The 24,042-nt window shown below is 61.1% G+C and carries 20 protein-coding genes and 1 pseudogene; 10 read left to right on the plus strand and 11 right to left on the minus strand.

The genetic code is table 11. The annotated features are described in order from the left end of the window. Nucleotides 1-97 precede the first annotated feature (97 nt). Nucleotides 98-655 carry a hypothetical protein gene (locus RBA41_RS09020; RefSeq protein ID WP_306623236.1) on the minus strand — a complete coding sequence of 186 codons (558 nt, stop codon included), beginning with the start codon at nucleotides 653-655 and terminating at the stop codon, nucleotides 98-100. Between the two features lie 216 nt (nucleotides 656-871). Here RBA41_RS09020 and RBA41_RS09025 point away from each other — a divergent pair, with 216 nt between their 5' ends. Genes RBA41_RS09025 through RBA41_RS09050 form a run of 6 tightly spaced genes read left to right on the plus strand, consistent with a single transcriptional unit; the run spans nucleotide 872 to nucleotide 7,953 of the window. Then, complete coding sequence (locus RBA41_RS09025; RefSeq protein ID WP_306623237.1) at nucleotides 872-3,421, plus strand: EAL domain-containing protein; 2,550 nt, start codon at nucleotides 872-874, stop codon at nucleotides 3,419-3,421. After that, complete coding sequence (locus RBA41_RS09030) at nucleotides 3,418-3,747, plus strand: hypothetical protein (protein ID WP_306623238.1); 330 nt, start codon at nucleotides 3,418-3,420, stop codon at nucleotides 3,745-3,747. Before RBA41_RS09025 ends, RBA41_RS09030 begins: the two co-directional genes overlap by 4 nt. Continuing rightward, nucleotides 3,747-4,592 carry an HDOD domain-containing protein gene (locus RBA41_RS09035; RefSeq protein ID WP_306623239.1) on the plus strand — a complete coding sequence of 282 codons (846 nt, stop codon included), beginning with the start codon at nucleotides 3,747-3,749 and terminating at the stop codon, nucleotides 4,590-4,592. Before RBA41_RS09030 ends, RBA41_RS09035 begins: the two co-directional genes overlap by 1 nt. 13 nt (nucleotides 4,593-4,605) lie before the next feature. Then, nucleotides 4,606-6,096, plus strand: coding sequence for a PAS domain-containing sensor histidine kinase (locus RBA41_RS09040; RefSeq protein WP_306623241.1), 1,491 nt, complete (start codon nucleotides 4,606-4,608; stop codon nucleotides 6,094-6,096). Beyond that, nucleotides 6,093-7,424, plus strand: coding sequence for a response regulator c-di-GMP phosphodiesterase, NosR family (gene nosR, locus RBA41_RS09045; RefSeq protein WP_306623242.1), 1,332 nt, complete (start codon nucleotides 6,093-6,095; stop codon nucleotides 7,422-7,424). The genes RBA41_RS09040 and nosR overlap by 4 nt, the downstream gene beginning before the upstream one ends. A 1-nt stretch (nucleotide 7,425) precedes the next feature. Then, nucleotides 7,426-7,953, plus strand: coding sequence for a response regulator (locus RBA41_RS09050; protein WP_306623244.1), 528 nt, complete (start codon nucleotides 7,426-7,428; stop codon nucleotides 7,951-7,953). Nucleotides 7,954-8,016: 63 nt separating this feature from the next. Here the strand turns inward: RBA41_RS09050 and RBA41_RS09055 are convergent, their stop codons facing one another. The 4 genes from RBA41_RS09055 to RBA41_RS09070 all read right to left on the minus strand — a co-directional run bounded on the left by RBA41_RS09055 (nucleotide 8,017) and on the right by RBA41_RS09070 (nucleotide 12,104). Next, nucleotides 8,017-9,369: an ATP-binding protein gene (locus RBA41_RS09055; protein WP_306623355.1), complete on the minus strand. Its 1,353-nt coding sequence runs from the start codon at nucleotides 9,367-9,369 to the stop codon at nucleotides 8,017-8,019. A 68-nt stretch (nucleotides 9,370-9,437) separates the two neighbouring features. After that, on the minus strand, nucleotides 9,438-10,331 hold the full coding sequence (locus tag RBA41_RS09060; RefSeq protein ID WP_306623246.1) for a M90 family metallopeptidase: 894 nt from the start codon (nucleotides 10,329-10,331) through the stop codon (nucleotides 9,438-9,440). Between the two features lie 82 nt (nucleotides 10,332-10,413). Continuing rightward, nucleotides 10,414-11,166, minus strand: coding sequence for a glutathione peroxidase (locus RBA41_RS09065; RefSeq protein WP_306623248.1), 753 nt, complete (start codon nucleotides 11,164-11,166; stop codon nucleotides 10,414-10,416). A gap of 326 nt (nucleotides 11,167-11,492) precedes the next feature. Further along, on the minus strand, nucleotides 11,493-12,104 hold the full coding sequence (locus RBA41_RS09070) for a winged helix-turn-helix domain-containing protein (RefSeq protein ID WP_099880988.1): 612 nt from the start codon (nucleotides 12,102-12,104) through the stop codon (nucleotides 11,493-11,495). A gap of 341 nt (nucleotides 12,105-12,445) precedes the next feature. Here RBA41_RS09070 and RBA41_RS09075 point away from each other — a divergent pair, with 341 nt between their 5' ends. The 3 genes from RBA41_RS09075 to RBA41_RS09085 all read left to right on the plus strand — a co-directional run bounded on the left by RBA41_RS09075 (nucleotide 12,446) and on the right by RBA41_RS09085 (nucleotide 14,988). Continuing rightward, nucleotides 12,446-12,736, plus strand: a complete 291-nt coding sequence (locus tag RBA41_RS09075) for a collagen-like protein (RefSeq protein WP_306623250.1) — start codon at nucleotides 12,446-12,448, stop codon at nucleotides 12,734-12,736. A gap of 240 nt (nucleotides 12,737-12,976) precedes the next feature. Further along, the gene (locus tag RBA41_RS09080; protein WP_374709520.1) at nucleotides 12,977-13,993 is read left to right on the plus strand and encodes an OmpA family protein; all 1,017 of its coding nucleotides are present in this window, start codon (nucleotides 12,977-12,979) and stop codon (nucleotides 13,991-13,993) included. A 62-nt stretch (nucleotides 13,994-14,055) separates the two neighbouring features. Then, a complete protein-coding gene (locus RBA41_RS09085) occupies nucleotides 14,056-14,988 on the plus strand; it encodes a YihY/virulence factor BrkB family protein (protein WP_306623252.1) in 933 nt (310 codons plus the stop codon). A gap of 115 nt (nucleotides 14,989-15,103) precedes the next feature. Here the strand turns inward: RBA41_RS09085 and RBA41_RS09090 are convergent, their stop codons facing one another. The 6 genes from RBA41_RS09090 to RBA41_RS09115 form a co-directional block, all read right to left on the minus strand. Further along, nucleotides 15,104-15,760, minus strand: a complete 657-nt coding sequence (locus RBA41_RS09090) for an IS5 family transposase (protein WP_306623253.1) — start codon at nucleotides 15,758-15,760, stop codon at nucleotides 15,104-15,106. Nucleotides 15,761-15,956: 196 nt separating this feature from the next. After that, the gene (locus RBA41_RS09095) at nucleotides 15,957-17,234 is read right to left on the minus strand and encodes a phenylacetate--CoA ligase family protein (protein WP_306623254.1); all 1,278 of its coding nucleotides are present in this window, start codon (nucleotides 17,232-17,234) and stop codon (nucleotides 15,957-15,959) included. After that, nucleotides 17,234-19,765 carry an acyl-CoA reductase gene (locus RBA41_RS09100; protein ID WP_306623255.1) on the minus strand — a complete coding sequence of 844 codons (2,532 nt, stop codon included), beginning with the start codon at nucleotides 19,763-19,765 and terminating at the stop codon, nucleotides 17,234-17,236. The genes RBA41_RS09095 and RBA41_RS09100 overlap by 1 nt, the downstream gene beginning before the upstream one ends. A gap of 2 nt (nucleotides 19,766-19,767) precedes the next feature. After that, nucleotides 19,768-20,928, minus strand: a complete 1,161-nt coding sequence (locus RBA41_RS09105) for a LuxE/PaaK family acyltransferase (RefSeq protein WP_306623256.1) — start codon at nucleotides 20,926-20,928, stop codon at nucleotides 19,768-19,770. Beyond that, nucleotides 20,925-22,139 (minus strand): MFS transporter, encoded by a 1,215-nt coding sequence (locus tag RBA41_RS09110; RefSeq protein WP_306623257.1) that lies wholly within the window; start codon nucleotides 22,137-22,139, stop codon nucleotides 20,925-20,927. Before RBA41_RS09110 ends, RBA41_RS09105 begins: the two co-directional genes overlap by 4 nt. Nucleotides 22,140-22,149: 10 nt before the next feature. Continuing rightward, a complete protein-coding gene (locus tag RBA41_RS09115; protein ID WP_306623258.1) occupies nucleotides 22,150-23,310 on the minus strand; it encodes a GNAT family N-acetyltransferase in 1,161 nt (386 codons plus the stop codon). A 545-nt stretch (nucleotides 23,311-23,855) separates the two neighbouring features. Here RBA41_RS09115 and RBA41_RS09120 point away from each other — a divergent pair. Next, nucleotides 23,856-24,015 (plus strand): annotated as a pseudogene (locus RBA41_RS09120) (acetyl-CoA C-acyltransferase); the annotation flags it as partial. Nucleotides 24,016-24,042: the final 27 nt, after the last annotated feature.

Consider the following 24,042-nt stretch of genomic DNA (forward strand, 5'->3'; position numbering starts at 1 on the left):
GTTGCAGGCAGCATGAAATGGAAACGCGCCGCCGGGCACGAAGGCCGGGCGGCGCGCTTGCCGCCGGCGATGAACCGACGGAGGCGTCAGGGGCTGCTTACTGCACCAGCACCGGCAAGCTGAGCGGATCGAAATCGGTCCAGTCGCCACCTTCGATGGTGCCCTTGGCGCGTTCGATATGGTGCGAACCGAGCCCGCGCAGCACCTCGATGGCGCGCGCTTCCTGGTCCGGCTGGTCGGCCGCCACGGCGATCAGCATGCCGGACTGGCGCGGTTCGTAGCGGTTGGCATTGCTACCCTCTTCCTTCTCGCCGGCATCCTTCATTTTGGATAGGCTGAACAGCGAGCCGACGTGCGCGCCGACCAGGCCGCCCACGATCGGGCCGGCCGGACCGGTGACCAGCGCGGTCGCCGCGCCCACGGCCACGCCGACGGCGCCACCGGTGGCCGCGCCTTGCAGCACGCCTTCCGGGGTTTCCTTGGCGCCCGGAGACTGCATGCTGTCGCCGCCGATCGGGGTCTGGTCATGCTGGCCCGGCTGGTTCAGGAAAAAGGCGGAGATACGATCTTCGGAAAATCCGGCGCGCACCAGCTCGCGGCGCGCGTGATCGATCTCGTCCTGAAGTTGAAAATGACCTGCAACGATGGTAGACATGCTGTATTCCTCCTGCATTAATGATGCTGCCAGCATGCGCCCATACGCCTGTTTGCTCTGTACGCAAACGCACCTAAGGTCAGGGCGCAACAAAAAGAAATCTTTCCCTCCCGTTCGGTAAATATTTCTCCGTATAATATAAATCGAAGGTAAGACGGCTTGTTTCGTCTGCCCGGCAAGGCCCAGCACGCTCGCAATCTTTATTGAAAGACGCTGATGGAATTGGACACCGCCCATCCCTTACGATCGAGTCCCGCCGCCGCCGCGGTGCTGTCCGCGTGTACCAACGGCGTGCTGCTGGTCGATGCCAGCGTCGCCGCCTTTCCCATCCTCGATGTCAACCCCGCCTTTTGCCAGCTCAGCGGCCGCACGCCGGAGCAACTGATCGGCACCAGCGCCAGCCTGCTTGGCGGTGCCGAAGGCGCCGGGCCCGGCGGGCCGTTCGGCGCGGCGCTGGCAGACGTGGCGGGCGGCGGCGCCAGCGCCTCGCTGCTGCTGCGCGTGGGCGGCGCCGGCGGCAGCGCCCCCTGGTGCCGGTGGACCATCAGCGCGGTGCCGGGCGACGGCGAAGGCGGCGCGCCGCGCCAGCTGGTCTGCATTGCCGAGAACGTCAGCGAGCTGCACGAACAGCAAGCCCTGCTGGCGCACCTGTCCACCCACGACGCCCTCACCGGCCTGGCCAACCGCAGCCTCTTCAACGAGCGCCTGCAAGCGGCCATGGCGCGCGCCCGGCAGCGCGCGAACGGCGTGGCGGTGCTGTGCCTGGCGCTGGACGGCTTTAACCTGATCAACGAAAGCCTCGGCTACGTGGCCGGCGACCAGTTGCTGATCAGCGTGGCCATGCGCATCCAGGGCTGCATGCGCCCGCAGGACACCTTGTCTCGCCACGGCGGCAACGAATTCGTGCTGGTGCTCGACGAGATCGACAGTACCGCGCAGGTGCAGGCCGTGTGCGAGCACATCGTGCGCGTGATCGGCGCGCCCTTCCCCGTCATCGGCCAGAGCCTGCACGCCGGCTGCAGCATCGGCATTGCGCGCTTTCCGCAGGATGCCGACGATGGCGTGACCCTGCTGCGCTACGCCGACATGGCACTGTCGCATGCGCTCGGCCTGGGCGGCAACCAGCTGCAGTTTTTCACCGCCGAGATGAACCAGCGCACCGCCGAGCGGGCCCAGATGGAAGCGGCGCTGCGCATCGCCCTCATCGAAGGCCAGCTGCAGCTGCAATACCAGCCGGTGGCCGACCTGCAGCAGGGCGCCATCTGCGCGCTGGAGGCGCTGGTGCGCTGGCAGCACCCGGTGATGGGCCTCATTCCCGCCGGGCGCTTCATCCCGCTGGCCGAAGCGGCCGGCCTGACCATCGCGCTCGGCTACTGGAGCCTGCGCCGCGCGGTCGAGGACATGGTGGCCTGGCGCACGGCCGGCCTGCCGCTGGTGCGGGTGGCGATCAATATTTCGCCCAAGCAGTTCCGCGACGCCGCCCTGCCCCAGGTGGTGGCCGACGCGCTGGCGTCCTCAAGCATCGCGCCGCGCCAGCTGTCGCTCGAAATCACCGAGGCGGCCCTGATGCAAGACCTGCACACCAGCGACGCCACCCTGGCCCAGCTGAAAGCGCTGGGAATCGGCCTGACCCTGGACGACTTCGGCACCGGCTACTCCTCGCTCAACCACCTCAAGCGCTTCCCGCTCGACCTGGTCAAGATCGACTGCGGCCTGACCGGCAATATCGTCACCGGCGCCGACGACGCCGCCCTGGTCAAGACCATCATCTCGATGGCGCACCACCTGGGCATCGAAGTGGCGGCCGAGGGCGTGGAAACCGAAGCCCAGTGCGATTTCTTGCGGCGCAATATGTGCGACCAGATCCAGGGCTATTTTCTGGCCAAGCCGTGCGACCGCGAGGAAGTGGCCGGCATGCTGGCCGCGCGCCATGCGATCCCGCCGCATCTGCTGCGCATCCAGAAGCAGCCGCGCACCCTGCTGCTGGTGGACGACGAGCAAAACATCGTTTCGGCCCTGAAGCGCCTGCTGCGGCGCGACGGTTACCAGATCCTGTCGGCCAACAGCGGCCAGGAAGGGCTCGACGTGCTGGCCGCCAACGCGGTCGACGTGATCGTCTCTGACCAGCGCATGCCGGGCATGATCGGCGCCGACTTCCTGCGCGCGGCCAAGGGCCTGTATCCGGACACGATCCGCATCATGCTGTCGGGCTACACCGAACTGCAATCGGTGACCGACGCCGTCAACGAGGGCGCGATCTTCAAGTTCCTCACCAAGCCCTGGGACGACGAGCAGCTGCGCGGCCACATTGCCGAAGCGTTCCGGCTCAAGGAAATCGCCGACGACAACGAACGCCTGAACCTGGAGCTGCGCACCGCCAACCACGAACTGGCGGCGGCCAACCGGCGCATGGAAGACGTGCTGCGCCAGAAGCAGCAGCAGATCACGCGCGACGAGATCAGCCTGAACGTGGCGCGCGAACTGCTGCAGTTCGTGCCGCTGGCGGTGATCGGGCTCGACGACGATGGCATGGTGGCGTTCGTCAACGACGCAGCCGAGCGCATGTTCCGCCAGAATGGTGCCATACTCGGCAATGAGGCCGAGATCGTCCTGCCCGAACTGTTTCCCGACGGCCTGGCCCCCAGCGGCAGCCACCAGGTCCACATCAACGAACGCTGCTACCAGGTGGTGGCGCATCCCATGGGCGCGAATTCGCAGTCGCGCGGCAGCCTGATCACCATTAGCGTGTGCGAGGAAACCGAATGACGCCTGCCGAAGACACCATCGACATCGATGACGCCAGCGAAGGCATGGTGCTGGCCCAGGACTTGCGCGACGCCGGCGGCGGCGTGCTGCTGCCGGCCGGCGCCACCCTCAGTGCCTCGTCGCTGGCCTCGCTGCGGCGGCGCGGCATCGAACAGGTGCAGGTGGTGGCGGCCGCGCCGCCGGTCGACGAGGCGGCCGTGCGCGCCGAACGCGAACGCCAGTGCGCGCGCCTGGAACACCTGTTCCGGCGCTGCCTTGCCGGCACGCCCGCCAACGCCAGCGCGGTGCTCTACGAGCGCCTGCTGGCCCACCGCAGGAGTAGCTGATGCCTACCTCGCTCGACGACCTCGTCAAACGCATCCGCGACCTGCCTTCGCTGTCGGCGGTGGTGGTGGAACTGCTCTCGACCATGGACCAGGAAGACATCGATGTGCACGTCCTGGGCGGCAAGATCGCGCTCGACCAGTCGCTCACGGCCAAGACGCTGCGTCTGGCCAACTCCTCGTTCTACGGCATGTCATCGAAGGTGACCACCATCCACCAGGCCATTTCGGTGCTCGGCTTTCACAGCATCCGCACCCTGGTGACGGCCTGCGCGGTGACCGGCAGCTTTCCTGCCAGCGCCAGCGCCAACGGCGGCGTCAATTTCCAGGCCTTCTGGCGCCATTCGGTGGCCACGGCGGTGTGCGCCAAGCTGCTGGCGGTGCACCTGAAACTCAATCCCGACACGGCGTTCACGGCCGGCCTGCTGCACGATATCGGCACCCTGGTGCTGGCCACGCGCTTTCCCACCGAGTACGCGGCCATGCTGGCTTACCGCAAGGAGCACGATTGCTACATCATCGAGGCCGAGCGCAGCGTGATCGGGATCGACCATGCGATGGCCGGCAGCGCCCTGGCCGCCTACTGGAAGTTCCCGGCCGCCATGCAGGAAGCGGTGGCCAGCCATCACCATCTCGACGCCGCCGGCACCCCGACCCTGCCGCTGCTGATCCACGCCGCCAACGTGTTCGCGCATGCGCTCGACCTGTCCGGCGAGGAAGACGACCTGGTGCCGCCGATGTCGCAGGCGCTGTGGGTAAGCCTGGCGCTGAGCGAGGCCGACTGCGCCAAACTGTTCCGCGATTCCGAGTCGACCTTTGTCGATATGTGCCAGATTCTCGTCACCTAGCCCGACGCGTGCCATGGAGGCCATCAACATGCTCAACCGCGAACACCCGCTCCAGACCAGCCAGCCAACCGATGAAGGGGGCGGCGGCATTGTCCTGTCCGAACTGCTCGACGGCCACCCGGTGGCCACCTTCGTGATCGACCACGAACACACCATCACGCACTGGAACAAGGCCTGCGAACACTTGCTCGGCTGGAGCACCGAAGCGATGATCGGCACGCGCAACCATGGCGTGGCGTTTTATGCGCACGAGCGGCAGATGCTGTCGGACATGATCGTCTCGGGCGACGGCGCCGGCCTGGCCGCGCACCGCCAGTCGGCCCTGATTCCCGGCGCCTACGAGACCGAAGGCTTTTTCGAAAACCTGGGCGTGGGCGGCCACTGGCTGCACTTCACCGCAGCGCCCCTGCGCGACGCCTCCGGCCAGGTGGTCGGCGCGATCGAAACCATGCGCGACGTCACCGAGCGGCGGGTGGCCGAAAACGCCCTGCGGCGCGCCCACGACAACCTCGAACACCTGATCGAGAAGCGCACCGCCCAGCTGGCCGAGGCCAACGAACGGCTGGAGGACGACCTGCGCCAGCGCCAGATCGCCGATGCCGAACTGCGCGCCAAGCACCTCGCCCTGACCGAACTGAACGCCAAGCTGTCGATGGCCCAGGAACAGCTGGTGCAGTCCGAAAAGCTGGCCTCGATCGGACAGCTGGCGGCCGGCGTGGCGCACGAGATCAACAACCCGATCGGCTACATCTTTTCCAATTTCGGCACCCTGCAAAGCTACCTCGACCAGCTGTTCGACATGCTGCATGTGTACCAGGAGTCGGAAACCGAAGCGAGCCCGGAAACGGCGGCCCGGCTGGCGGCCATGCGCAAGACGCTCGACCTCGATTTCCTGCGCGAAGATATTCCCGTCTTGATGAGCGAGTCGAAGGAAGGCATCGTGCGCGTGCGCCACATCGTGCAGGATCTCAAGGATTTCTCGCGGGTGGACGCCACCCAGGAATGGGTGTGGGCCAACGTCCACGGCGGCATCGATTCGACCCTGAACATCGTCTCCAACGAGGTCAAGTACAAGGCCGACGTGGTCAAGCAGTACGGCGCCATTCCCGACATCGAATGCCTGCCCTCGCAAGTGAACCAGGTGATCATGAACCTGGTGGTCAACGCGGCCCATGCGATGAGCGAGCGGCGCGGCACGATCACGGTGCGCACCGGCACCAGCCAGGGCCTTGACGCCGGGACCGAGGGCGAACAGGTATGGATCGAGGTTGCCGACAACGGCGGCGGGATCGCGCGCGAAAACCTGTCGCGCATCTTCGATCCCTTCTTCACCACCAAGCCGGTGGGCAAGGGAACCGGCCTGGGCCTGTCCCTGGCCTACGGCATCATTCAAAAACACCGTGGCAGCATCGACGTCGACAGCGAGGTGGGACGTGGCACCACGTTCCGCATCGTCCTGCCGGTGCGCCAGACCAGCGCAGCAAGCGAGGAGCCCAGCCCATGACAGACAGCCTGACCGACGATCTTGCCCCACCCCCGGCCACCGTGCTGTGCGTCGACGACGAACCGAACATCCTGTCGGCGCTGCGCCGCCTGTTCCGCCCGGAGGGCTACCGGGTGCTGGTGGCCGAAAGCGGCGCGGCCGGCCTGGCCATCCTGGAGCAGGAAAAAGTGGACCTGGTCATTTCCGACATGCGCATGCCGGAAATGGACGGCGCCAAATTCCTCGAACACGTGCGCCAGCGCTGGCCCGACACCGTGCGCCTGCTGCTGACCGGCTACTCGGACGTATCCTCGATCCTGGCGGCGATCAACCGCGGCGAGATCTACCGCTACATCACCAAGCCGTGGGACGACAACGATATCCTGCTGGTGGTGCGCCACGGGCTCGAACGCCATGCGCTGGAGCAGGAAAAAGCGCGCCTGGAAGCCTTGACCCTGCGCCAGAACGATGAACTCAAGACGCTCAACCAGAGCCTGGAAGCGAAGGTCGAGATCCGCACCGAAGAGCTGCGCAGTTCGCGCGACACCATCCTTGAGACCAACAAAAAACTCAAGGGCAATTTCATCACGACCATCAAGATCCTGTCCAGCATGATCGAGATGCGCGGCGGAAATCTGGCCGGGCATTCGCGCCGGGTCGCCGATCTGGCGCGGCGCATCGCCGTCAAGCTCGGGCTCGATGCGAACGCGACCCAGGAAGTATTCATTGCCGCGCTGCTGCACGACATCGGCAAGATCGGTTTTCCGGACGACTTGCTGGCGATGCCGGTCAACCTGCTCGCCGGCGACATGCTGGGCGTGTTCCGCAAGCACCCGCTGCGCGCCGAGCAACTGCTGATGCCGCTGGACGACTTGCGCGGGGTGGCGGCCTTGCTGCGCGCCCACATGGAGCGCTTCGACGGCGGCGGTTTTCCGGACGGCATAGCCGGCCCCCTGATTCCGCTCGGCGCGCGCATCCTGGCGCTGGCGTCGGACTACGACAACCTGCAGATCGGGGCGCTGCTGCAGCGGCGCGTGCTGGCGCCCGACGCCAAGCAGATCATCTACGACGCGGTGGGCAAGCGCTACGACCCGAAGGTGGTGGCCGCGTTCCGCGCGCTGATGGATGGCGAACCGGTGGAAAAACTGCGCGACCTGGCCACGGTGGCCAAGTACCTGACGCCGGGCATGACGCTCTCGCGCGACCTGGTCACGCCGGACGGCGTCATGCTGCTCTCGGCCGACCATGTGCTCGACGAGCGCCTGATCCAGCAAGTCCAGGATTTTGAAAGCAAGAACGAGGTCCGCCTGAATATCTGGGTCTGGCCTGCACCACCGAAAGGGGACTGACATGCGACGCATTCTTTTAGTCGATGATGAAATCAATGTCCTGAACGCACTGGTACGGGCCATGCGCCAGCACCTGGACATTGAGGACCTGCATATTGAAACCTTTACCGATCCCTTCGATGCGCTGACCCGCTGCGCCGAATGCACCTTCGATCTGGTGATTTCGGACTTCCGGATGCCGCAGATGACGGGCGTGGAATTTTTGCATGCGATCAAGGAAGTGGCGCCGGACACGGTGCGCATGATTTTATCGGCCTCGACCGAGTTCGAGACGGTGACCAGTGCGATCAACGACGCCCAGGTGTTCCGCTTCATTCCCAAGCCATGGCAGGTGGGGGATTTACGGGAAAACATCCGCCTGGCGTTCGACTACCGCGACTCGCTGCGCAAGGAGCACCAGCTGGCCGACCGCCAGCGCGTGCAGGAGGGCACCTTGAGCAAGGAGGAACTCGCGCTGCGCAAGATGGAGGAAGAGGAACCGGGGCTGCTGAAGGTGAAGTGGGGGCCGAACGGGGAAATCATCATGTAGCTGCCAGCCCCGCCGGGCCTGGCACTGCCGGAGGCAAGAGAACTGCGACGCGGGAAACCGGGCCTATGCCGCCGCGCCAGCCGTCCCCGGTTCCGACCCCGGCGACACCGCCGCCGGCGGCAGCACCGGCAAGCGCACCGTAAACGTGGTCCCCTCCCCCGGCGTGGAGGCCACATCGATGCGTCCGCCGTGCTTGTTCACAATCCCGTACGATAGCGACAAGCCCAGACCGGTGCCGCTGCCCACCGGCTTGGTGGTAAAGAACGGCTCGAAAATCCGGTTCAGATGCTCTTGCGCGATCCCGCAGCCGGTGTCGCTCACCGCTACCCACACCCAGCCGTCTTCGGCGCCGGTGCGGATCGTGATCACGCCCTTGTCCTTGATCGCGTGGCCGGCATTGACCAGCAAATTCATGAACACCTGATTGAGCTGCGACGCCAGGCAGGTCACCTGCGGAAGCTGTCCGTACTGCTTGTCGACCGTGGCCTTGTACTTGATCTCGTTGGAGACGATGTTCAGCGTGCTGTCGAGCCCGTGATGGAGGTCGGCCACCTGCCATTCATTCTCGCCCACATGCGAGAAATCCTTGAGCGCCTGCACGATATCCTTGACCCGCTTGAGTCCATCCATCGACTCGCGCACCAGGTCGGTCGCATCGTCCTGCAAGAATTCCAGGTCGGCGCTCTTGCCGATCTGGGCGATGGCCTTGGCCAGCGCCGGCGGCGGGCTGTGCGCGGCAATCGCGGCATCGTACTCGCGCACCACGCCGAACAGGGTCGCCACATACTTTTGCAAGGTACCCATGTTGGAATTGACGAAGCCGACCGGATTGTTGATCTCGTGCGCGATGCCGGCGGCCAGCTGGCCGATGGACGCCATCTTTTCCGACTGCAGCAACTGGTTCTGCGCTTCCTGCAAGCGCCCGATCAGCAACTGCTGTTCCTGGCCCTTGCTGTAGAGCGCCTCTTCCATGGTCTTGCGGATCGTGATGTCGGTGAGCGCGCCGATCACTTCGAGCGGCGCGCCCTGCTCGTCGCGGATCAGGCGCAGGGTGTCGTGCATCCACAGGTAGCCGCCGTCGGCGGCGCGGAAGCGGTACTCGTAGGCGCGCTGGCCTTCCACGAATACCAGCGCCAGACTGGAAAAAATCGCCGGCGCGTCGTCCGGATGAATATGGTCGAACCAGAAATTGGGATCGGCCACCATGTCTTCGGGCCGGTAGCCGAGCACATTGTAGGCATTGTTGCTCACGAATGTCATCTTGAAGTCGCCGCTGGGCACGGTGCAGTAGATGATGGCCGGGGTATTGTCGATCAGGTATTGCAGCCGCACCAGGGGCGAGGCGGCGTCCGCGGCCGGCGCGCGCGCCGCGGGCGGCGTATCGGACGTAAAGGATTCAAATTCCTCGAACTGCATCGCCATGATCGATCCCGTGGGAAAGTGCTTCAGGCAATTATGAACGAGTATTCAGGACAGCGCCACTCTCATTGCCATTGCCCGTACACGGTGCCGTAAGATGGCGGCGGCTCCGCTGCGTGCCCGGCGTCCGGTTCCGGGGCGGGCGGGGCCAGCCAGGCGCGCGGGTCGACCCGGTAGTATTGCTGGAACTGGTCGAACAATTCTGCATGGCGTTCGGCCATCTGCCAGGGCTTCTCGAAAAAGGTTTCCGTGGCGACCGCAAAGAACTCGGCGGGACTGACCGCGCCGTAGTGATCGAGCACGCTTTGACGGTGAAACATGGCTTCGTGGCGCAGGTTGTTGAAATCGCGCGACAGTACCTCGGACCAGTTGCGGTAACTGCCCGGATGGCCGAGGAAGGGCGCGCCATTGTTGCTGCCCGATTCACTGTCGAGCTGGTGCGCGAATTCGTGCAGCACCACATTCTGGCCATCGGTCCAGTCGCCCGCGCCGCGCTGGACGTGGTCCCACGACAACACCACGCGGCCATCGCCCCACGATTCGCCGAGCAGCTCCTGGCGTACCGGGTTGACGATGCCGGCGTCGTCGGCGTGGTTGCGCGGCACCAGGAAGGCGCTCGGGTACACCAGGATGGTGTGCAGCTTGCGGTACACGCGGGTGTAGCGGTTAAGCAGCAGCAGGCAAGCCTGGCCGGCGATGGTGACGCGGATTTCGTCGTCCACTTCCAGCCCTTCGCAGCCGACGAATTTTTTCTGGAACAGGAATTGCTGCACCAGCCGCTGCAGCTGCGCCTGCAGCTCGGGCTGCATGCGCCGATAAATCGGGATATTCCGTTCGAGTATGTCCAGCCACGCCGGCGGAAAAGGCTGGGCCAGCGCGCGCTTGAGGCGCCAGCCGGGATAGCTCATGCCGAGCGCGATTGCCACCATGATGGCGGTGGTCCAGAGCAGCGCTTCCATCTTGTTCCTTGTCGGGGGGGTACGAAAACGAGGCCCGGCGCAGCCATGGCGCTGCGCGGGACCGGGCGGCGCGGCCGGGGGCTTAGGCCGGCTTGGCGGCGCCGAACCAGGCGTCGACCGCGTCGGCATTGCCGATCAGCTTGCCGCCGATGAAGACTTGCGGCCAGGTCGACTGGCCCGACACCGCGCGCAGCACGCTGGAATTGATCTTCTGGTCCTGCACGATCTCGGTAAACTTGAGGCCGTGCGCCTTGAGCGTGGCCTTGGCGCGCGCGCAATGCGGGCAGCCGGGCTTGGAAAACACCACCACCGGTTCCGGGATCTGCACGTTCGGGTTAATGAAACGCAGCATGGTTTCGGCGTCCGACACTTCGAACGGGTCGCCTTCCTTGTCCGGCTCGATGAACACCTTCTGGATAACGCCATCCTTGACCAGCATGGAATAACGCCACGAGCGCATGCCGAAACCCAGGTTGCGCTTGTCGACCAGCATGCCCATGCCCTGGCTGAAGTCGCCATTGCCGTCCGGGATCACGGTGATGTTTTCCGCATCCTGCCCGACTTTCCACTCGTTCATCACGAAGGCATCGTTGACCGAGATGCAAATGATCTCGTCGACCCCGTTTTGCCTGAACACGGGCGCCAGTTCGTTATAGCGCGGCAAATGGGTGGAGGAGCAGGTCGGCGTGTAAGCCCCGGGCAGCGAAAACACGACCACCGTCCTGCCCTTGAACAGCTCGTCGGTGGTGAGATCTTTCCACTGGTCGTTGGGCCTGGCCTTGAACGTCACATTCGGCACGATCTTGCCTTCCAGCGATTCTGGCGTCGGTAACATGGGTGTTCCTTTTGGTGAGTGATCGGGACGGCAAAGCATCCCCGCACCGCCACAAGTGGGGCTGGTTCAGGGGTTTTCAATTGGCGGGGATGACAGAAAAACAGCAGACGCGCCTGTGCCCGCACTGCCGCGAAGGGCAAGCGCCAAGGAGGACACGCGAAGGTGACACGACGGTCACGCGAGTGTCAGGTTAAAAACGGGGGGCCGGACTGCGCCGGCCCTGCCTGGACGATACGAGAGGTGAACGGACCCTGCCCTGCAACCGAACCGGGAGGTGGCGGCAGGCGCGGTGCCACCAGGCGCCGCGGGGACCGCTCAGCGCAGCATCAAGCCTGTTCCTTGGCCGACGGTGCTGCGCCGAACAGGGCGGCGACGAGCGGGTCGCGCGCCACCGGGCTGCGATTGACGCGGATGGCATAGTGGGTGTCGTCGGCCAGGATGTGGAAGTGACGGCCCGTGCCTGCCATGCTTTGCTCGCGCAGGCCCGGACGCTCCTTGCGCGGTGCGGCGCCTTCGCGTTTCGGCTGCACGATCGCGGCCAGGAACGCCTTGACCCGTTCCGGATCGGGCGAGATCTGGTACACCGCCTTGCCCAGGTAGGTGGCGGTGCCTTCAATATAGCGCGCCAGTTCGATCACGCCCGCTTCGCGCAGGTCGCGGATGTATTTACGCGCGCCGGAAGGCGAAAACTTCAGGAACCAGGCGATTTCATCGGCCAGCATTTCGTGAGTCGACAATTCGCCGATCAGTTTCTGCATATTTTCGATGCGGCGCTGGGTGGCCGAGGTCGAACGCACGCGTTCGATCGGGGCCATCGAGATCGGGGCGCGCTCGGCTGGCTGGGGCGCGACGCGCTCGATCAGGGTAGAGTTGGCGGAAGTGTGCAATGTGGTCATGTCGCCTTGGGCCGCATTGTGGTGCTGTGTCGTTGCATGCATGTTGAGTACTCCAAGAGAAGAGATAGTCATGTCGTCCGGACCCGGTACATGTCGTTTGACAGCCTGACAATAATTCGGTTCCGCACATCTGAGTACAAGATTGCCTGCGTGGACGTCGATGGTCTGTGCGCCATCGAACATTTCGCACAATTTACTTCCTATGATCATCTTTTCATCGTTGCAATTGTGATGACGGGCCCGGCTGTGTGCGTTGGCGTACAGATTCCATCAATACAACACCGTATTCTGGCCCCGTTCGCACAACATTGTGTGTGCAATGACTTCATTGACGTTCAGTCTGCCTGCCGCCCGGCACCAGACACTTATAAAAGGAAACCACCATGAAAACGACACTTCTGGCAGCACTGTTGGCAATCGCCGGTCTGACCGCATGCGAAAAAACCACTGTTAACCCACCTGCAACCGTTGTTACCCCAACCGTTGAAGTTCCGGTTGCCGTACCTGGTCCTGCCGGCGCGCCTGGCGCTCCGGGCGCACCTGGCGCTGACGGTACCTCGGGCGCCGCCGGTGCTCCAGGCACCCCGGGCGCACCGGGCATGGACGGTTCCAAGGGCGACACCGGCAAGACCGGCGGCGACACCGTGATCGTCGTTCCGGAAAAAACGAACTAATAGCCCCGGCTATTTTTCGCGCGACAACATCGCGCCGGACCAGGTTTGCGCCTGGTCCGGCGCGATTTTTGTTGGCACTCGCACAAATCGTTGTATTAAAAAGACAAGTCCAGCATCACGGTGCGCTATCGAACGGTTGCATTGAACTCCGCCGCTTAATCTCAAGTCGAACGTCACACTGCCTCGCATCAGTGCTGACAGATCTACTGACCCATCGAATAGGAGTTCCCTGTGAACAAAATGAAAAAGACGGCCCTTGCGGCGGCGCTGTTGTGCAGCGCCGGACTGGCCATTGCGCAAGACATCAACCCCTCGTGGTACATCCAGCCCAGCGTCAACGCGTTCAAGCCCGACAAGGATTTCGGCGTGAGCGACCGCGATTACGGCGGCGGGCTCAAATTCGGCAAACCGCTCTCCGAGATGTGGGATGTGCAGATCGGCGCGACCCACGCGCGCACCGAAGAAGGCCGCTACAACTATCGCCAGAGCCTGCTGGGCGCCGACGCGCTGCTGATGCTGTCGCGCCAGAACTTCCGGCCCTTCCTGCTGATCGGCGTCGGCGCCCAGCGCGACCGGGTCGACAATCCGCTGCGCCGGGCCAGCCAAACGTCGCCCTACGCGACCGCCGGCATCGGCTTCCAGCTGGGCATGACGGACCAGTGGTCGATGCAGGCCGACCTGCGCACCGTGCGCGGGCGCCTGCGCGACGACGATGCGTTCGGCTTCGGGCGCAGCAACAACAAATACCTGACGATCGGCTTGAACTACGCCTTCAGCAAGCCGACCCCGCCGGCTCCGCCGCCAGCGCCGACGCCGCCGCCGGCCGTCACGCCGCCGCCGGAGCCGGTCGCGCCACCGCCGCCGCCGCCGGCCCGTTTCGAGAGAATCACGCTGAGCGCCACCGAGCTGTTCGCCTTCGACAGCGCCACGCTCAACCTGACGCAGACGCGCCTGGACGACATCGCCGCCGCGCTGCTGGCCGATCCGAGCATCACCGACGTCGACATTACCGGCTACGCCGACCGGCTCGGTTCGGAGCAATACAACCTCAAGCTGTCCGAGCGGCGCGCCCACGCGGTGCGCGACTACCTGGTCGCCAAGGGCATCGACGGTGCGCGCCTGAAAGCCTACGGCAAGGGCGAAGCCAACCCGGTCGTTACCTGTACCGACAAGCGGCGCGCCGACCTGATCAAGTGCCTGGAGCCGAACCGCCGCGTCGAGGTCGAACAGATCACCATCGAACGACGCGTTCAATAAGCAAGGGCCGCGGCCTGTTTTGCGGGGGGCGCGCGCCCCTCGCGCAAATTTTAGGAAGACATATGATCGAAATCAAAGAATGGGTGCCGTACTCCAAGCAACTTGCGCGCGTGATGCGTTGCGCGGTCACCGAATGGTTTGCCCACCGCGCCGCCAGCAAGGGCGCGGCACTGGCGTTCTACACCCTGTTTTCGATGGCGCCGATCCTGGTGCTGGTGATTGCCATTGCCGGTTTTTTCTACGGGGCCGAAGCGGCCCAGGGGCAACTGCTCAACGAGCTCAGGGGACTGGTCGGCAAGCAGGGCGCGGAAGCGATCCAGCTGGTCCTGGCCGGCGCGCAGAACAAGGAAAGCGGCATCTGGGCCACCATCATCGCCACCGGCCTGCTGCTGTTCGGCGCGACCACCGTGTTTTCCGAGCTCAAGGATAGCCTGGACGAAATCTGGGCGGTGCCGGCCTCGACCGACGCCACCTGGTGGGCCATCCTGCGCACGCGCCTGCTGTCGTTCGGGCTGATTCTGGTGCTGGGCTTTTTGCTGATGGTGTCGCTGGTGGTCAGCGCCGCGCTGGCCGTGCTGGAAAAGTACATGAACGGCTTGTGGAAAGATGCGGCGGTGCTGCTGTCGTGGGTATCGTGGGGGATCAGCTTCATGGTGATCGCCACCCTGTTCGGCGTGATCTACAAAATGCTTCCGCGCATCAAGCTGTCATGGCGCGACGTGAGCATCGGCGCGCTGGGGACGGCGGCCTTGTTCACCTTGGGGAAATTTGCAATAGGGCTTTATATTGGCAACAGCGGCGTGGCCAACAGTTTCGGCGCGGCCGGGTCGATGATCGCCCTGCTGCTGTGGGTGTACTACTCGGCGCAGATTTTCTTTTTGGGTGCGGAGTTCGCACGCCAGTATGCGCTGCAACTGGGCAGTCTGAAGCACAAGCCGGATGAGGTGACCGGGGGCGGACAGACGGCGGCGGCGAAGGTGACGCGGATTCGCTGAACAATTCCAAATCCATCGGCGTCGAGAATGATGCCGGTGCAAGCGCCGCCTTTGCGCCAAACGTAACACCCCGGGCTTTCACCGCGATGGTTGATTTTGCCGGGCGCGGAAGATATTACATGCAATCCATTCTGCCTGCGCGTCTAAATTGCCGGCCAGCCAGCATCAGATTAGCGAAGCCGAACAGTGTGAACAATTGCGCGGTATTTTTCTCCAAGCCGCGGTAACGTGCTTTCCGATGCCGAAAGAGGTTCTTCACGACATGAAACGGATGCTCAACCTTTGCCCGGACGCTCGCCTTCAGGTGCTCCAATTTTTCCGTCATGCGGCCGAGTTTGTTCTTCGGCAGCGCCTTGCGTTTGGTACGCTTCATCGCGACGTGCCAGGTCACGTCCTTTCCAGGATTCTCTTCTCGCTTTTCGACTCCCTGGTAGCCGGCATCGCCCATTGCTGCCACTTCATCACCATGCAACAGCGCGTGTGCTTGCGTCACGTCGGACACGTTGCCAGCCGTACCGATAACGGTATGCACAAGGCCCGACGCCGCGTCCACGCCGATATGGGCTTTCAAGCCGAAATGCCAGTCGTTTCCTTTCTTCGACTGGTGCATCATTGGCGGGCGGCCAGCGCCTTCAACCTTCGGATAGAACGGCTCAATCAGCTTATGCAACTGCGACCACGGCGTGACACTGTCGATCTTTGCAAGGAAGACGTCACGCCGTGTCAGCTTCTTCTTGGCGGCGTACTCGAGGTCGGAAAAACTCTTTTGCATGGTGGTCGGCTGGTCAGGGGTGGACGTGCCATTATTGTCTCAGATCACAGGCCAGACCGAAACGGGATCGGGCGAATTAATCAGTGCTTCCCTGGCACTCATGTAACATGATCCACCTCGTCGCCATTCGTCGCTGCTCCATCCATGAATCGAGGACGACAGCATACGCTATTGCCGCGCCAAGCTCTACGTGAACTCAGGCAAAGCGACGATCGATCACGCGCTTGAGCTTTCCCGAGCGGGGATTGATTTCCAGCGCCGTCGCATCCACCCATTCTATGTCGATGGGCAGGATCTTGCCTTGCGCCAGCAATTGACCATACATGGGGCGATGCTCGTAGATCGCAGCGATGATCTGCGCGCTGAGCGCCGGATCGGCATTGCGATTGCCGATCCGCAGTATCAACCCATCCTTTCCGTCACGATGGATGGTCAGCAATTGAAAATCGCAGGCGCCCTGGCAAGCCGGAAACGACGCCAGTACCGACCTTACATCTTCCGGATACAGCGTGACCGGGCCGACCCTGGCCGATTCATCGGAACGCCCCCGTAACAGAAACTTGCGATGCGCCGTACCATGGGCATCGACCCACCTGGCCCTGTCGCCGACCGGATAGCGCAGGATCGGCATCAAATGGCGCCGCAGGGCCGTGACCACGGCCAGCCCTTCGATGCCCGGCGCGACGATGGGCGAGCCCGTTTCTTCATCGATAATTTCGAACAGCGCATCATCATCGTAGCAGCGAAATTCATTGGGGCCGCATGAAAGATCGGCGAATCCCAGCAATCCGGCATCCGTGCTCGCATAACCGATGGAGCGGATCTCGACGCCCGGAAAGCATGCTTCCAACCTGGCGCGCTGATCGGGATACATGGCTTCGCCGGCAAACAGGATCAATCTGACCGTCGACGCGGCTGGATCGCACCCCACCTTGTCAATGTGATCTACCAGACTCATCATTGTGGTCGGCACGCCGGCCAAGACCGTGGCCTTGAATTCCGTGATAAAGCGATAGACATGGTCGGGTGTCGTAGCGCCCGCAATCGGGAGTTGCATGACCCGCTTGGGGCACTCTTCGAGCGCCTTGTGGGTAAACAGGAACGATCCATACAACTCGCCGACATAAAACAGATTGGCGACCCGGTCGCCATCCTGCAGACCTCCCAGCGCCAGTCCGCGGGAAAAGGCTGTGACAAACACATTCCAGTCAGTCCGGCTGAACACCGAGAACTTGGGGTTGCCGGTGGTTCCGCCACTCTTCAAGACGATGCCATCGTGTATCGCCCCCGTCAGCAATTGCCCACCCTCCAGACGGTTGGCTTCCCAAAACGCTTGCTGGCTCAACACGGGCAACTGTTCGATCGCGTGTATCGTTTCCGGCAATGCGCGGTAAAGATCGCCATAAAATGGCGAATTTTTCCGGGCAAACGCGATCAGTGAGGGAAGTATTTCCCGGCTAATTTCCATGCTCATCAACGCGCTCTCCGGTCCAGCACACGAATCAATTTTCCGCTTCCCGCAGTCCTGTGGAATTCATCGATTCCCACCGCTTGCACTTCAAACAGCAGCGTTTCATCGGTCAGCACGGCTTCCTGCAAATCCAGGTAGTTTTCCAGGAAAATCTCTCGGCAACGCAGCGCTGGCAAGCGCTCCGAATCGGAAATCACCAAGATGACCTTGTCCTTGATCTCGGCTTGCGCCAGGATCAGCTGCGCTTCGCCCGCATAGGCGAAGTGCGTCGCCAGGATACGGATGAATTCCTGATAATTGAGGAAAGTGGAACCAATCCGACAAATATCCCCCGTCCGTCCCAGCAGTCGAAAGCGCGGCGCGGCCCTGCCGCAGGCGCAAATGCCATCCGGATCGGCGATCCAGTGGCCGACATCGCCGATTTCGTAGCGCAATGGCTTATTGACCGACAACATGCGCGGCGTGAAAACCAATCGGCCGACTTCCTCGCCTTGCACCGCTCGATCTTCATCCATTTTCAATATTTCGAGGTATTGCAGCTGTTGCTGAAGATGGTGGACGGCGCCATCGCTATGTTCGCACTGGAACCCGATCGGACCGATATCGACGCTGCCATAGGCGGCCGAGCGTATCACATCGACCTGGAAGGACTCGTGCAGATAATTTCGCTGGGCGGGACTGAAATGTTCTCCGCCATAATAGATCTTCTTGACTCCCCGATAGGCGGAGAGAATGTCAGCTTCCTTTTCAAACAGTTGCAGAATATACGATGGCATGCCGAGCAAGACATTCACCTTGTTCTTGACGATTTCCTGGGCGACCATGCGGGTATCGCCATGGGCCGCCATGGGGAACTGGATGGCGCCCAGCTGTTCGAGTGCCGAAAAAAAGCTGATGAAGCCACCGTAGAGTCCCCCGCCAAAGAACAGATTCATCGCCCGGTCGCCGAGCGGATCAAAGCCCGCCGCGTACAAACCCTCGGCACCGAGCCGGATATGCTCATGGTATTGCTGGTAGCTGAACGTCGACAGTTTTGGTTCGCCCGTGCTACCGCCCGACTTGAAGAAAAGATGGGCTTGGGCAGGATCGGCCGGCACCGACTGGAACTGCTCCTTGGCGGTAATGGCCGGAACGGGGTCCCACTGCAGCGGAGGGAATTTTCTCAACTCATCGAAATTGGAAATCCCCTGCGCTTCATGGGCCAACTGCAAGCTCACTCTGCGGCAATAGCGTTGCAACGCATACACACCGTCATGCGGCTCGCCGGGGTATCCTCCCGTCATTTCGCCAATACGCCGGATACGGATCGCACCCGCACGCAAAAAAGAGCGCGACAGCGGATCAATTTCCGAGAGTTTGCAACAGATCGCCACTGTTTGCAGATAGTTGCGCATGGGCCGCAAGACCCGGATGATGTCGGTGCGCGGCAAGGGCTTGACCCAGATGCTGCGGTACAGCGGCGATGCCGCCAGCGCCGCATGGTCGTCGATGTAAATGCGCCACCCGCCATCTGGTGCTTCGATGAGGCGAGCATTGCCGAGGCACGATTCGAGCCTGTGACACTCGCTGACCAAAGCAATTTCGCCGGCACTGGCGGTATCGGGCAACTGGCGTGGCAGTTCGTGCGCCACCAGCGTCAAGGCATCGGCAAGCCGCTCGCCAAACCGCTGCAATTCATTCCAGTCCGACGTGTCGAGATAGACACATTGCGGACTGGAACAGGCTTGCTGTTCCATCAGGCAGCATTCCATGGCGAGTTGTTTCAGCGTATGGGGATCCTGGGCAGCTTCCATGGAAAGAAATGCCAACGATATCTTGTGTCCCCACTCGACGATGCGCACGCTGGCAGGGGCCATGGCGCGTATCGATTGAATCGACTCCTCACCGCCCCAGGCGGCAATGCCATCGGCCCCGGCAAATACCGGCTCCAACAGATCTTTTCGCTTCGACGACATTTTCGCCACGATGATGAATTTCTCAAGCTGGGCGCTCGGATCGCACTTGCCCAAGGCATGTAACAAGATCTGGGGGAAGGAACTCTCTTGCGGACTCGTCTTGAGAAAGTTAAAATTTCCAGAAAGCAATCCTTCGAGCACGCTCATCGGCCCGACCGTGAAGGCATTTTGCGGTGAAATGTGGACCAGGAAACCCAACGGCGCCCAGGCTTCGAAGATCGCATCGTCGAATTGGGTGCGGCAAGCGAGCAAGGGATTGCTGGAACCGAGTTCACGGATGAGCTTCTTTTCCAGATTCGCACGGCGCAAGACATCGGCTATTTCAAGCAAGGCCAGACCGATTTCGTCCGACGTGAATTGATCGGTGCCAGACAAGCAGTTCTTCAATTCGGTAAAAATAGCCGATTTTTCCCTGATATTTTTCCCGAGTAAATCCCCGGCCGCCAGCACCGTCTCGATATCGAGTTCGCACGCCATTTGCCGGGCCACCCACGATTGCATATCGCCGATCCTGCTGGCCAGTTCTTGATCGCCGATCCACTCGCCTTGCCAGAGGTGTTGCTTGTTCATATTTTCCATGATTACCGCCTCAACAGTTCAGCCGCCGCAATGGCGCAGCTTTTATTTTTACTTGTTCCAGCCCGTCCGTGAATGACGAAATACGGCCGCTCATTTCCGCAAGCACAGGATTCGCCGGGATACAGTGTCGCCATGTCGCCCATCAAGACACTCTGGGCAGGCACTGAGGTGATGTAGGGCGTGAGAAATTGCAGAAAGCCCGCTTCACCGAATTTCCGTGGTTTCAGGGTCCGCACATCACGGATGATCACCTGCGACCAGACGGGAACATGAAATTGGTGGTGTGCGCACTCCGCGTACGGGACGGCATGCTCGACCGAGCCGAAGCTGTCGCGGATACGCAGGTCGGGAATGCCAAGCTGCTCGTGAATGCGGGCGTACAGATCGTGTTTGGCGATCGCCTGGTCGGCATTGCCTTTCCATCCACCGCCGAGGAATACCAGCGAATCGGCGGAGAGTTTGAGCGGCGGCAAGCCCAGCTCGCGCATCCGCTTCAGTGTAAAAAACAGAAATGCCGGGAAACCGAAAATGCGTACTGGAAGACCTTCCGCGGCGTAGTGTTGCAGCTTTTCGATGCAACCAAAAACATCGAACTCGTGCGACGCGCCGCCCGTCGCCGTTGTTGGCGCGCCGGTCCTGCGCAAAGCATAAAATGCCGATGCAACGGGTGCATACTTGCACAGGAAATTGTCGGTGTGGGCCGTTCCCAGTTGCGAATCCGATGCGGTTTCATACGAATACAGCAGATAGTTGGTCTTGACATCCGGCGTGTTCCAGCCAAAGTGCTCGAAGACCGCGTCGATCATCTTTTGCCCGGCGCTCAATGACCAGGCATCAAACGAGACTTGCGACTTTTGACCGGTCGTTCCGGAAGAAGTCAGGTGCAGCTTGATGTCATCGCGCGCAACCGAAAGAAGTTCGTGCGACTTGAAAAACGTCGCCGGAACAAAGGGGATGCTCGCCAGGTCATCGATCGAGGTCAGCGTGGCGGCATCAAATTGTTTCATTTCCAGCAATTTCCGATAAAATGGCGATCGCTCCTGGTGCCAGTTGATATTTTCCTTCATGGCATCGACAAACATCGATTCCTGCGCGGCGGAGGAAGCGAAGGGATGGCGTTGTTCGCAAACGCCCTGGACCGCGTGCATAGTCTTGATATTCATATTTCCCTAAATTCCCGATAAAATGCGGTGGCCAGTGATATCGTCAACAACCCGAGCGCGAGACATATCGTCATTTTTGTCAAATCGATTTTTTCAATCAAGCTTCCCACCATCAACATCGATATCGGCAAGGCGCCAATACTGATCGTATTGACCCAGCTCATGACCACGGGGACATCGGCTGGCGCGGGCCGCGATTGAAACAGCGTCAATAGCGACACATTGACGACGGCCAGTGCCAGCCCCAAGCCAGCCAGTGCCAGGCAAGCCAATACGGGATTGTGGTTCAAGCCAAAGAAAAGGTAGAGCAGGGACACGGCGCTCAAGCCGGCGATCGCCCGCTTGCCCCTGTTGAGCGGAAATTCCGCGACCGAAAGCAACAAACTTCCCGCCACCATCCCCATGCCGATCGACACCTCGAAGGCGGCCAGCATGGCAAGATTGCCGGCGAATCGGGTCTGGACAAACAAGGGGAGCAAGGCCATCAAGGGTGTCAGCGCAAGATTCATCAGGAAAAATGCCGACAACATGAAGCGTATCAAGGGATCGGCAAACATCGACCGCCCGGGTATCGCTGGCGCCATGTCGGCATTCGCCGGCTCCGATTCGACCGTTTCCGGATCAGCAGGACCGAGCCGGATTCCCCCTTCCAGCCCTGCCGCCAGCAAATAGCTAAGCCCATTCAATACAAGCAGACCCGACAAACCAAGCCAAGGATAGAGCAAGGCGGAAATCGCTGGCCCAACTACCGTCCCCAGGGAAAAGCAGGAATCGACCATGGCGGTCAACTGTGGGACCAATTCCTTTTTTGGCATGAGCCCGGGCAGCGTAAAGACAGCGATATTGAACAGCGCGCCAAGCAAATTTGAAACAAACGTCAGGATAAATAGCGTGGTCAGCGAATGGTGCTTGAAATAGGCGAGCCACAACAGTCCGACCAGCAAGAAGATGATGCCCCTTAATACGTCGGTGTGTATCAGTGTCCTCAGGACGCCGATTCTTTGCACCAGCTTGCCCCCACTGCTGGCCAGCAACAGATGGGGAAGCGCGCCTATCGCCAGGAACCACGGTATCATTTGTATGGATTGCTCCTGCGAAATAACCCAGACCAGGCCGAGGGTCATCATCTTGTCGCAGATTTGTGAAATGAATTGCCCGGCGAAAAGCCGGGATGAATTCTGGTCCTTGAATACTGCCATTGAAAATTTCATGATAATCCTGTCACGCTGCGCACGCCGGTTCCGGCTCCAGCGAATTTTTTTTCCAGAGTTGCAGATACTGGTTCAAATATTCGCGATTAACGCCTTCCAGGCGGATATTTCTGAAATTCAGTATTTCATAAGATCGGCTGAATATGACGAAATCATAGCGCTGCGCGCCAATCAAATGCATGGCGGGGAAATAGGCGCAGGGAATGAAACCGGCTTGCATTGCGCTTTCTATTTTCTCCGACTCATCGGCGCGAATAATGAATTCGATATAGCGCACACCCAGGTCTTGCAAGATTACCGATGCCTTTTCCACGATATCGGCGAATCCTGCATTGCACAAATCGTGAATGCCGATCAACACGCAATGTTTGTCCGTCTCTGAGAAATAACAGAAAACCTCCACGTCCTGATCGGCCGAGCTGATCAGCAGATTGGGTTCTTGAAACGGGAAAAAAGTATGGTGGTCTTGCGCCACCAGCATGTTCTTGCCCTCGTCAAAACGGCGCTTGGTCAGGCGCGGTGCATGGATCAATTCGAGTTCCAGCGCGGAGCGTGCGCGCGAGAAATTTTCGGCGCTGGTATGGGGAATCCAATCGTCGGGAATCGCGGGCAAGCCGCATTCGCGCCGGACGATTTCAAAAAGGGGACGCAGGCGTGGATGCAGGGCAAAATCGGTAAAGCGCGAATCGAACGCGCTTTTCGTAAATAATGCAGTAAGGCAATGCGTTTCATACCCACTCGTCTTGTGAACATTTGGGAAAATTCCCAGTTTTCGGTAGCCCAGATTCGCCGTCAATTTTTGCGGTGCCGAAGAAACCGTTCTGGTTGTGGCGTAGACGACTTCGACATGTGCGATGGCGCGCAATTGCGCATAGCCGAATTCCATCATCCGTTCCGTCAAATTCTGTCCGCGACAGTCATTTTCAATGACTGCGCCAAAGACTTTGGCAAACCCGGTGAGCGTGTGCTGATAGACAACGGAACCAACAATTCGGTCATCGATGGACGCCACAATCCAGTAATAGTCATCCCGCCCGAGCGCAGCGCGCAGTCGCGCCGTCTCCGACATCATTGGATCACTGTAATCACCTTGGTAGACGCTCTGGTAGAGGTCGACGATCCGAGCGGCATCTCGTGGAATGGCTTTTCTTAAGGTAATATCTTTTATCATAATATTATTCTTTTTTGACAGTGTATTATCTTATTGGAATGGCGCCGTTTTATCGGCGTGCAAGTTAATCATGGCGCCGAATTCTATATAAGGCAATATTGAAAGTCAAGCCGGGAAATATAAAAGCTTGGTGACGACGAAGAAAATAGGAGGCCGGCGCAAATGATTAGACAAGGTGGACAAGGAGATCAAGCGGAAAATTGTCATCAATTTGTAACGCAAATGCAATAAGCATTAAATTTTCCACGGATCTGGTTTTTCTTGAAACAGCGAGAGCGACGCGTCGCCTCGCTCTGGCAAACCATTTGATACCTTGCCAGTCGATAAACGCGGCGGTCTCGACATAATGTGACGCTTTCATGACCGACATGCAGCGCTTTGGGCGGCATGCTTTGGAGGCGAAGCGTTCACCAAATAAATTTGCGAACGACCGTACTAAATTGTGCTATTCCCGTATCGATCCACCCGGCGGCGGGCCAACGCCGCCGGGCACAGACCATTCATCCCATACCAGGAGAGACACACGCTAGACCGCCCGCACGGGCTTGGCCAAATCGTGGAAGGGCGCCTTCAACATGACCCCACGGCGCCACGCTGGGCGGCCATGTGCTGCGGGCGGCCATCGCGCGCGCCAACATCGAGCCGGGTGAAGTTGAGGATGTGCTGATCGGCTGCGCCAACCCGGAGGGCGCGGTCAGCGCGTCACCTTCATCCACGAAGTGAAGGCGGCAG

This window comes from Massilia scottii, from assembly GCF_030846495.1.
Classification (GTDB): domain Bacteria; phylum Pseudomonadota; class Gammaproteobacteria; order Burkholderiales; family Burkholderiaceae_D; genus Telluria_A; species Telluria_A violaceinigra.

Coding starts and splice junctions, on each gene's coding strand:
- RBA41_RS09020 (WP_306623236.1), bottom strand. CDS start 655: ATGTCTACCATCGTTGCAGGTCATTTTCAACTTCAGGACGAGATCGAT.
- RBA41_RS09025 (WP_306623237.1), top strand. CDS start 872: ATGGAATTGGACACCGCCCATCCCTTACGATCGAGTCCCGCCGCCGCC.
- RBA41_RS09030 (WP_306623238.1), top strand. CDS start 3,418: ATGACGCCTGCCGAAGACACCATCGACATCGATGACGCCAGCGAAGGC.
- RBA41_RS09035 (WP_306623239.1), top strand. CDS start 3,747: ATGCCTACCTCGCTCGACGACCTCGTCAAACGCATCCGCGACCTGCCT.
- RBA41_RS09040 (WP_306623241.1), top strand. CDS start 4,606: ATGGAGGCCATCAACATGCTCAACCGCGAACACCCGCTCCAGACCAGC.
- nosR (WP_306623242.1), top strand. CDS start 6,093: ATGACAGACAGCCTGACCGACGATCTTGCCCCACCCCCGGCCACCGTG.
- RBA41_RS09050 (WP_306623244.1), top strand. CDS start 7,426: ATGCGACGCATTCTTTTAGTCGATGATGAAATCAATGTCCTGAACGCA.
- RBA41_RS09055 (WP_306623355.1), bottom strand. CDS start 9,369: ATGCAGTTCGAGGAATTTGAATCCTTTACGTCCGATACGCCGCCCGCG.
- RBA41_RS09060 (WP_306623246.1), bottom strand. CDS start 10,331: ATGGAAGCGCTGCTCTGGACCACCGCCATCATGGTGGCAATCGCGCTC.
- RBA41_RS09065 (WP_306623248.1), bottom strand. CDS start 11,166: ATGTTACCGACGCCAGAATCGCTGGAAGGCAAGATCGTGCCGAATGTG.
- RBA41_RS09070 (WP_099880988.1), bottom strand. CDS start 12,104: ATGCATGCAACGACACAGCACCACAATGCGGCCCAAGGCGACATGACC.
- RBA41_RS09075 (WP_306623250.1), top strand. CDS start 12,446: ATGAAAACGACACTTCTGGCAGCACTGTTGGCAATCGCCGGTCTGACC.
- RBA41_RS09080 (WP_374709520.1), top strand. CDS start 12,977: ATGAAAAAGACGGCCCTTGCGGCGGCGCTGTTGTGCAGCGCCGGACTG.
- RBA41_RS09085 (WP_306623252.1), top strand. CDS start 14,056: ATGATCGAAATCAAAGAATGGGTGCCGTACTCCAAGCAACTTGCGCGC.
- RBA41_RS09090 (WP_306623253.1), bottom strand. CDS start 15,760: ATGCAAAAGAGTTTTTCCGACCTCGAGTACGCCGCCAAGAAGAAGCTG.
- RBA41_RS09095 (WP_306623254.1), bottom strand. CDS start 17,234: ATGAGCATGGAAATTAGCCGGGAAATACTTCCCTCACTGATCGCGTTT.
- RBA41_RS09100 (WP_306623255.1), bottom strand. CDS start 19,765: ATGGAAAATATGAACAAGCAACACCTCTGGCAAGGCGAGTGGATCGGC.
- RBA41_RS09105 (WP_306623256.1), bottom strand. CDS start 20,928: ATGAATATCAAGACTATGCACGCGGTCCAGGGCGTTTGCGAACAACGC.
- RBA41_RS09110 (WP_306623257.1), bottom strand. CDS start 22,139: ATGAAATTTTCAATGGCAGTATTCAAGGACCAGAATTCATCCCGGCTT.
- RBA41_RS09115 (WP_306623258.1), bottom strand. CDS start 23,310: ATGATAAAAGATATTACCTTAAGAAAAGCCATTCCACGAGATGCCGCT.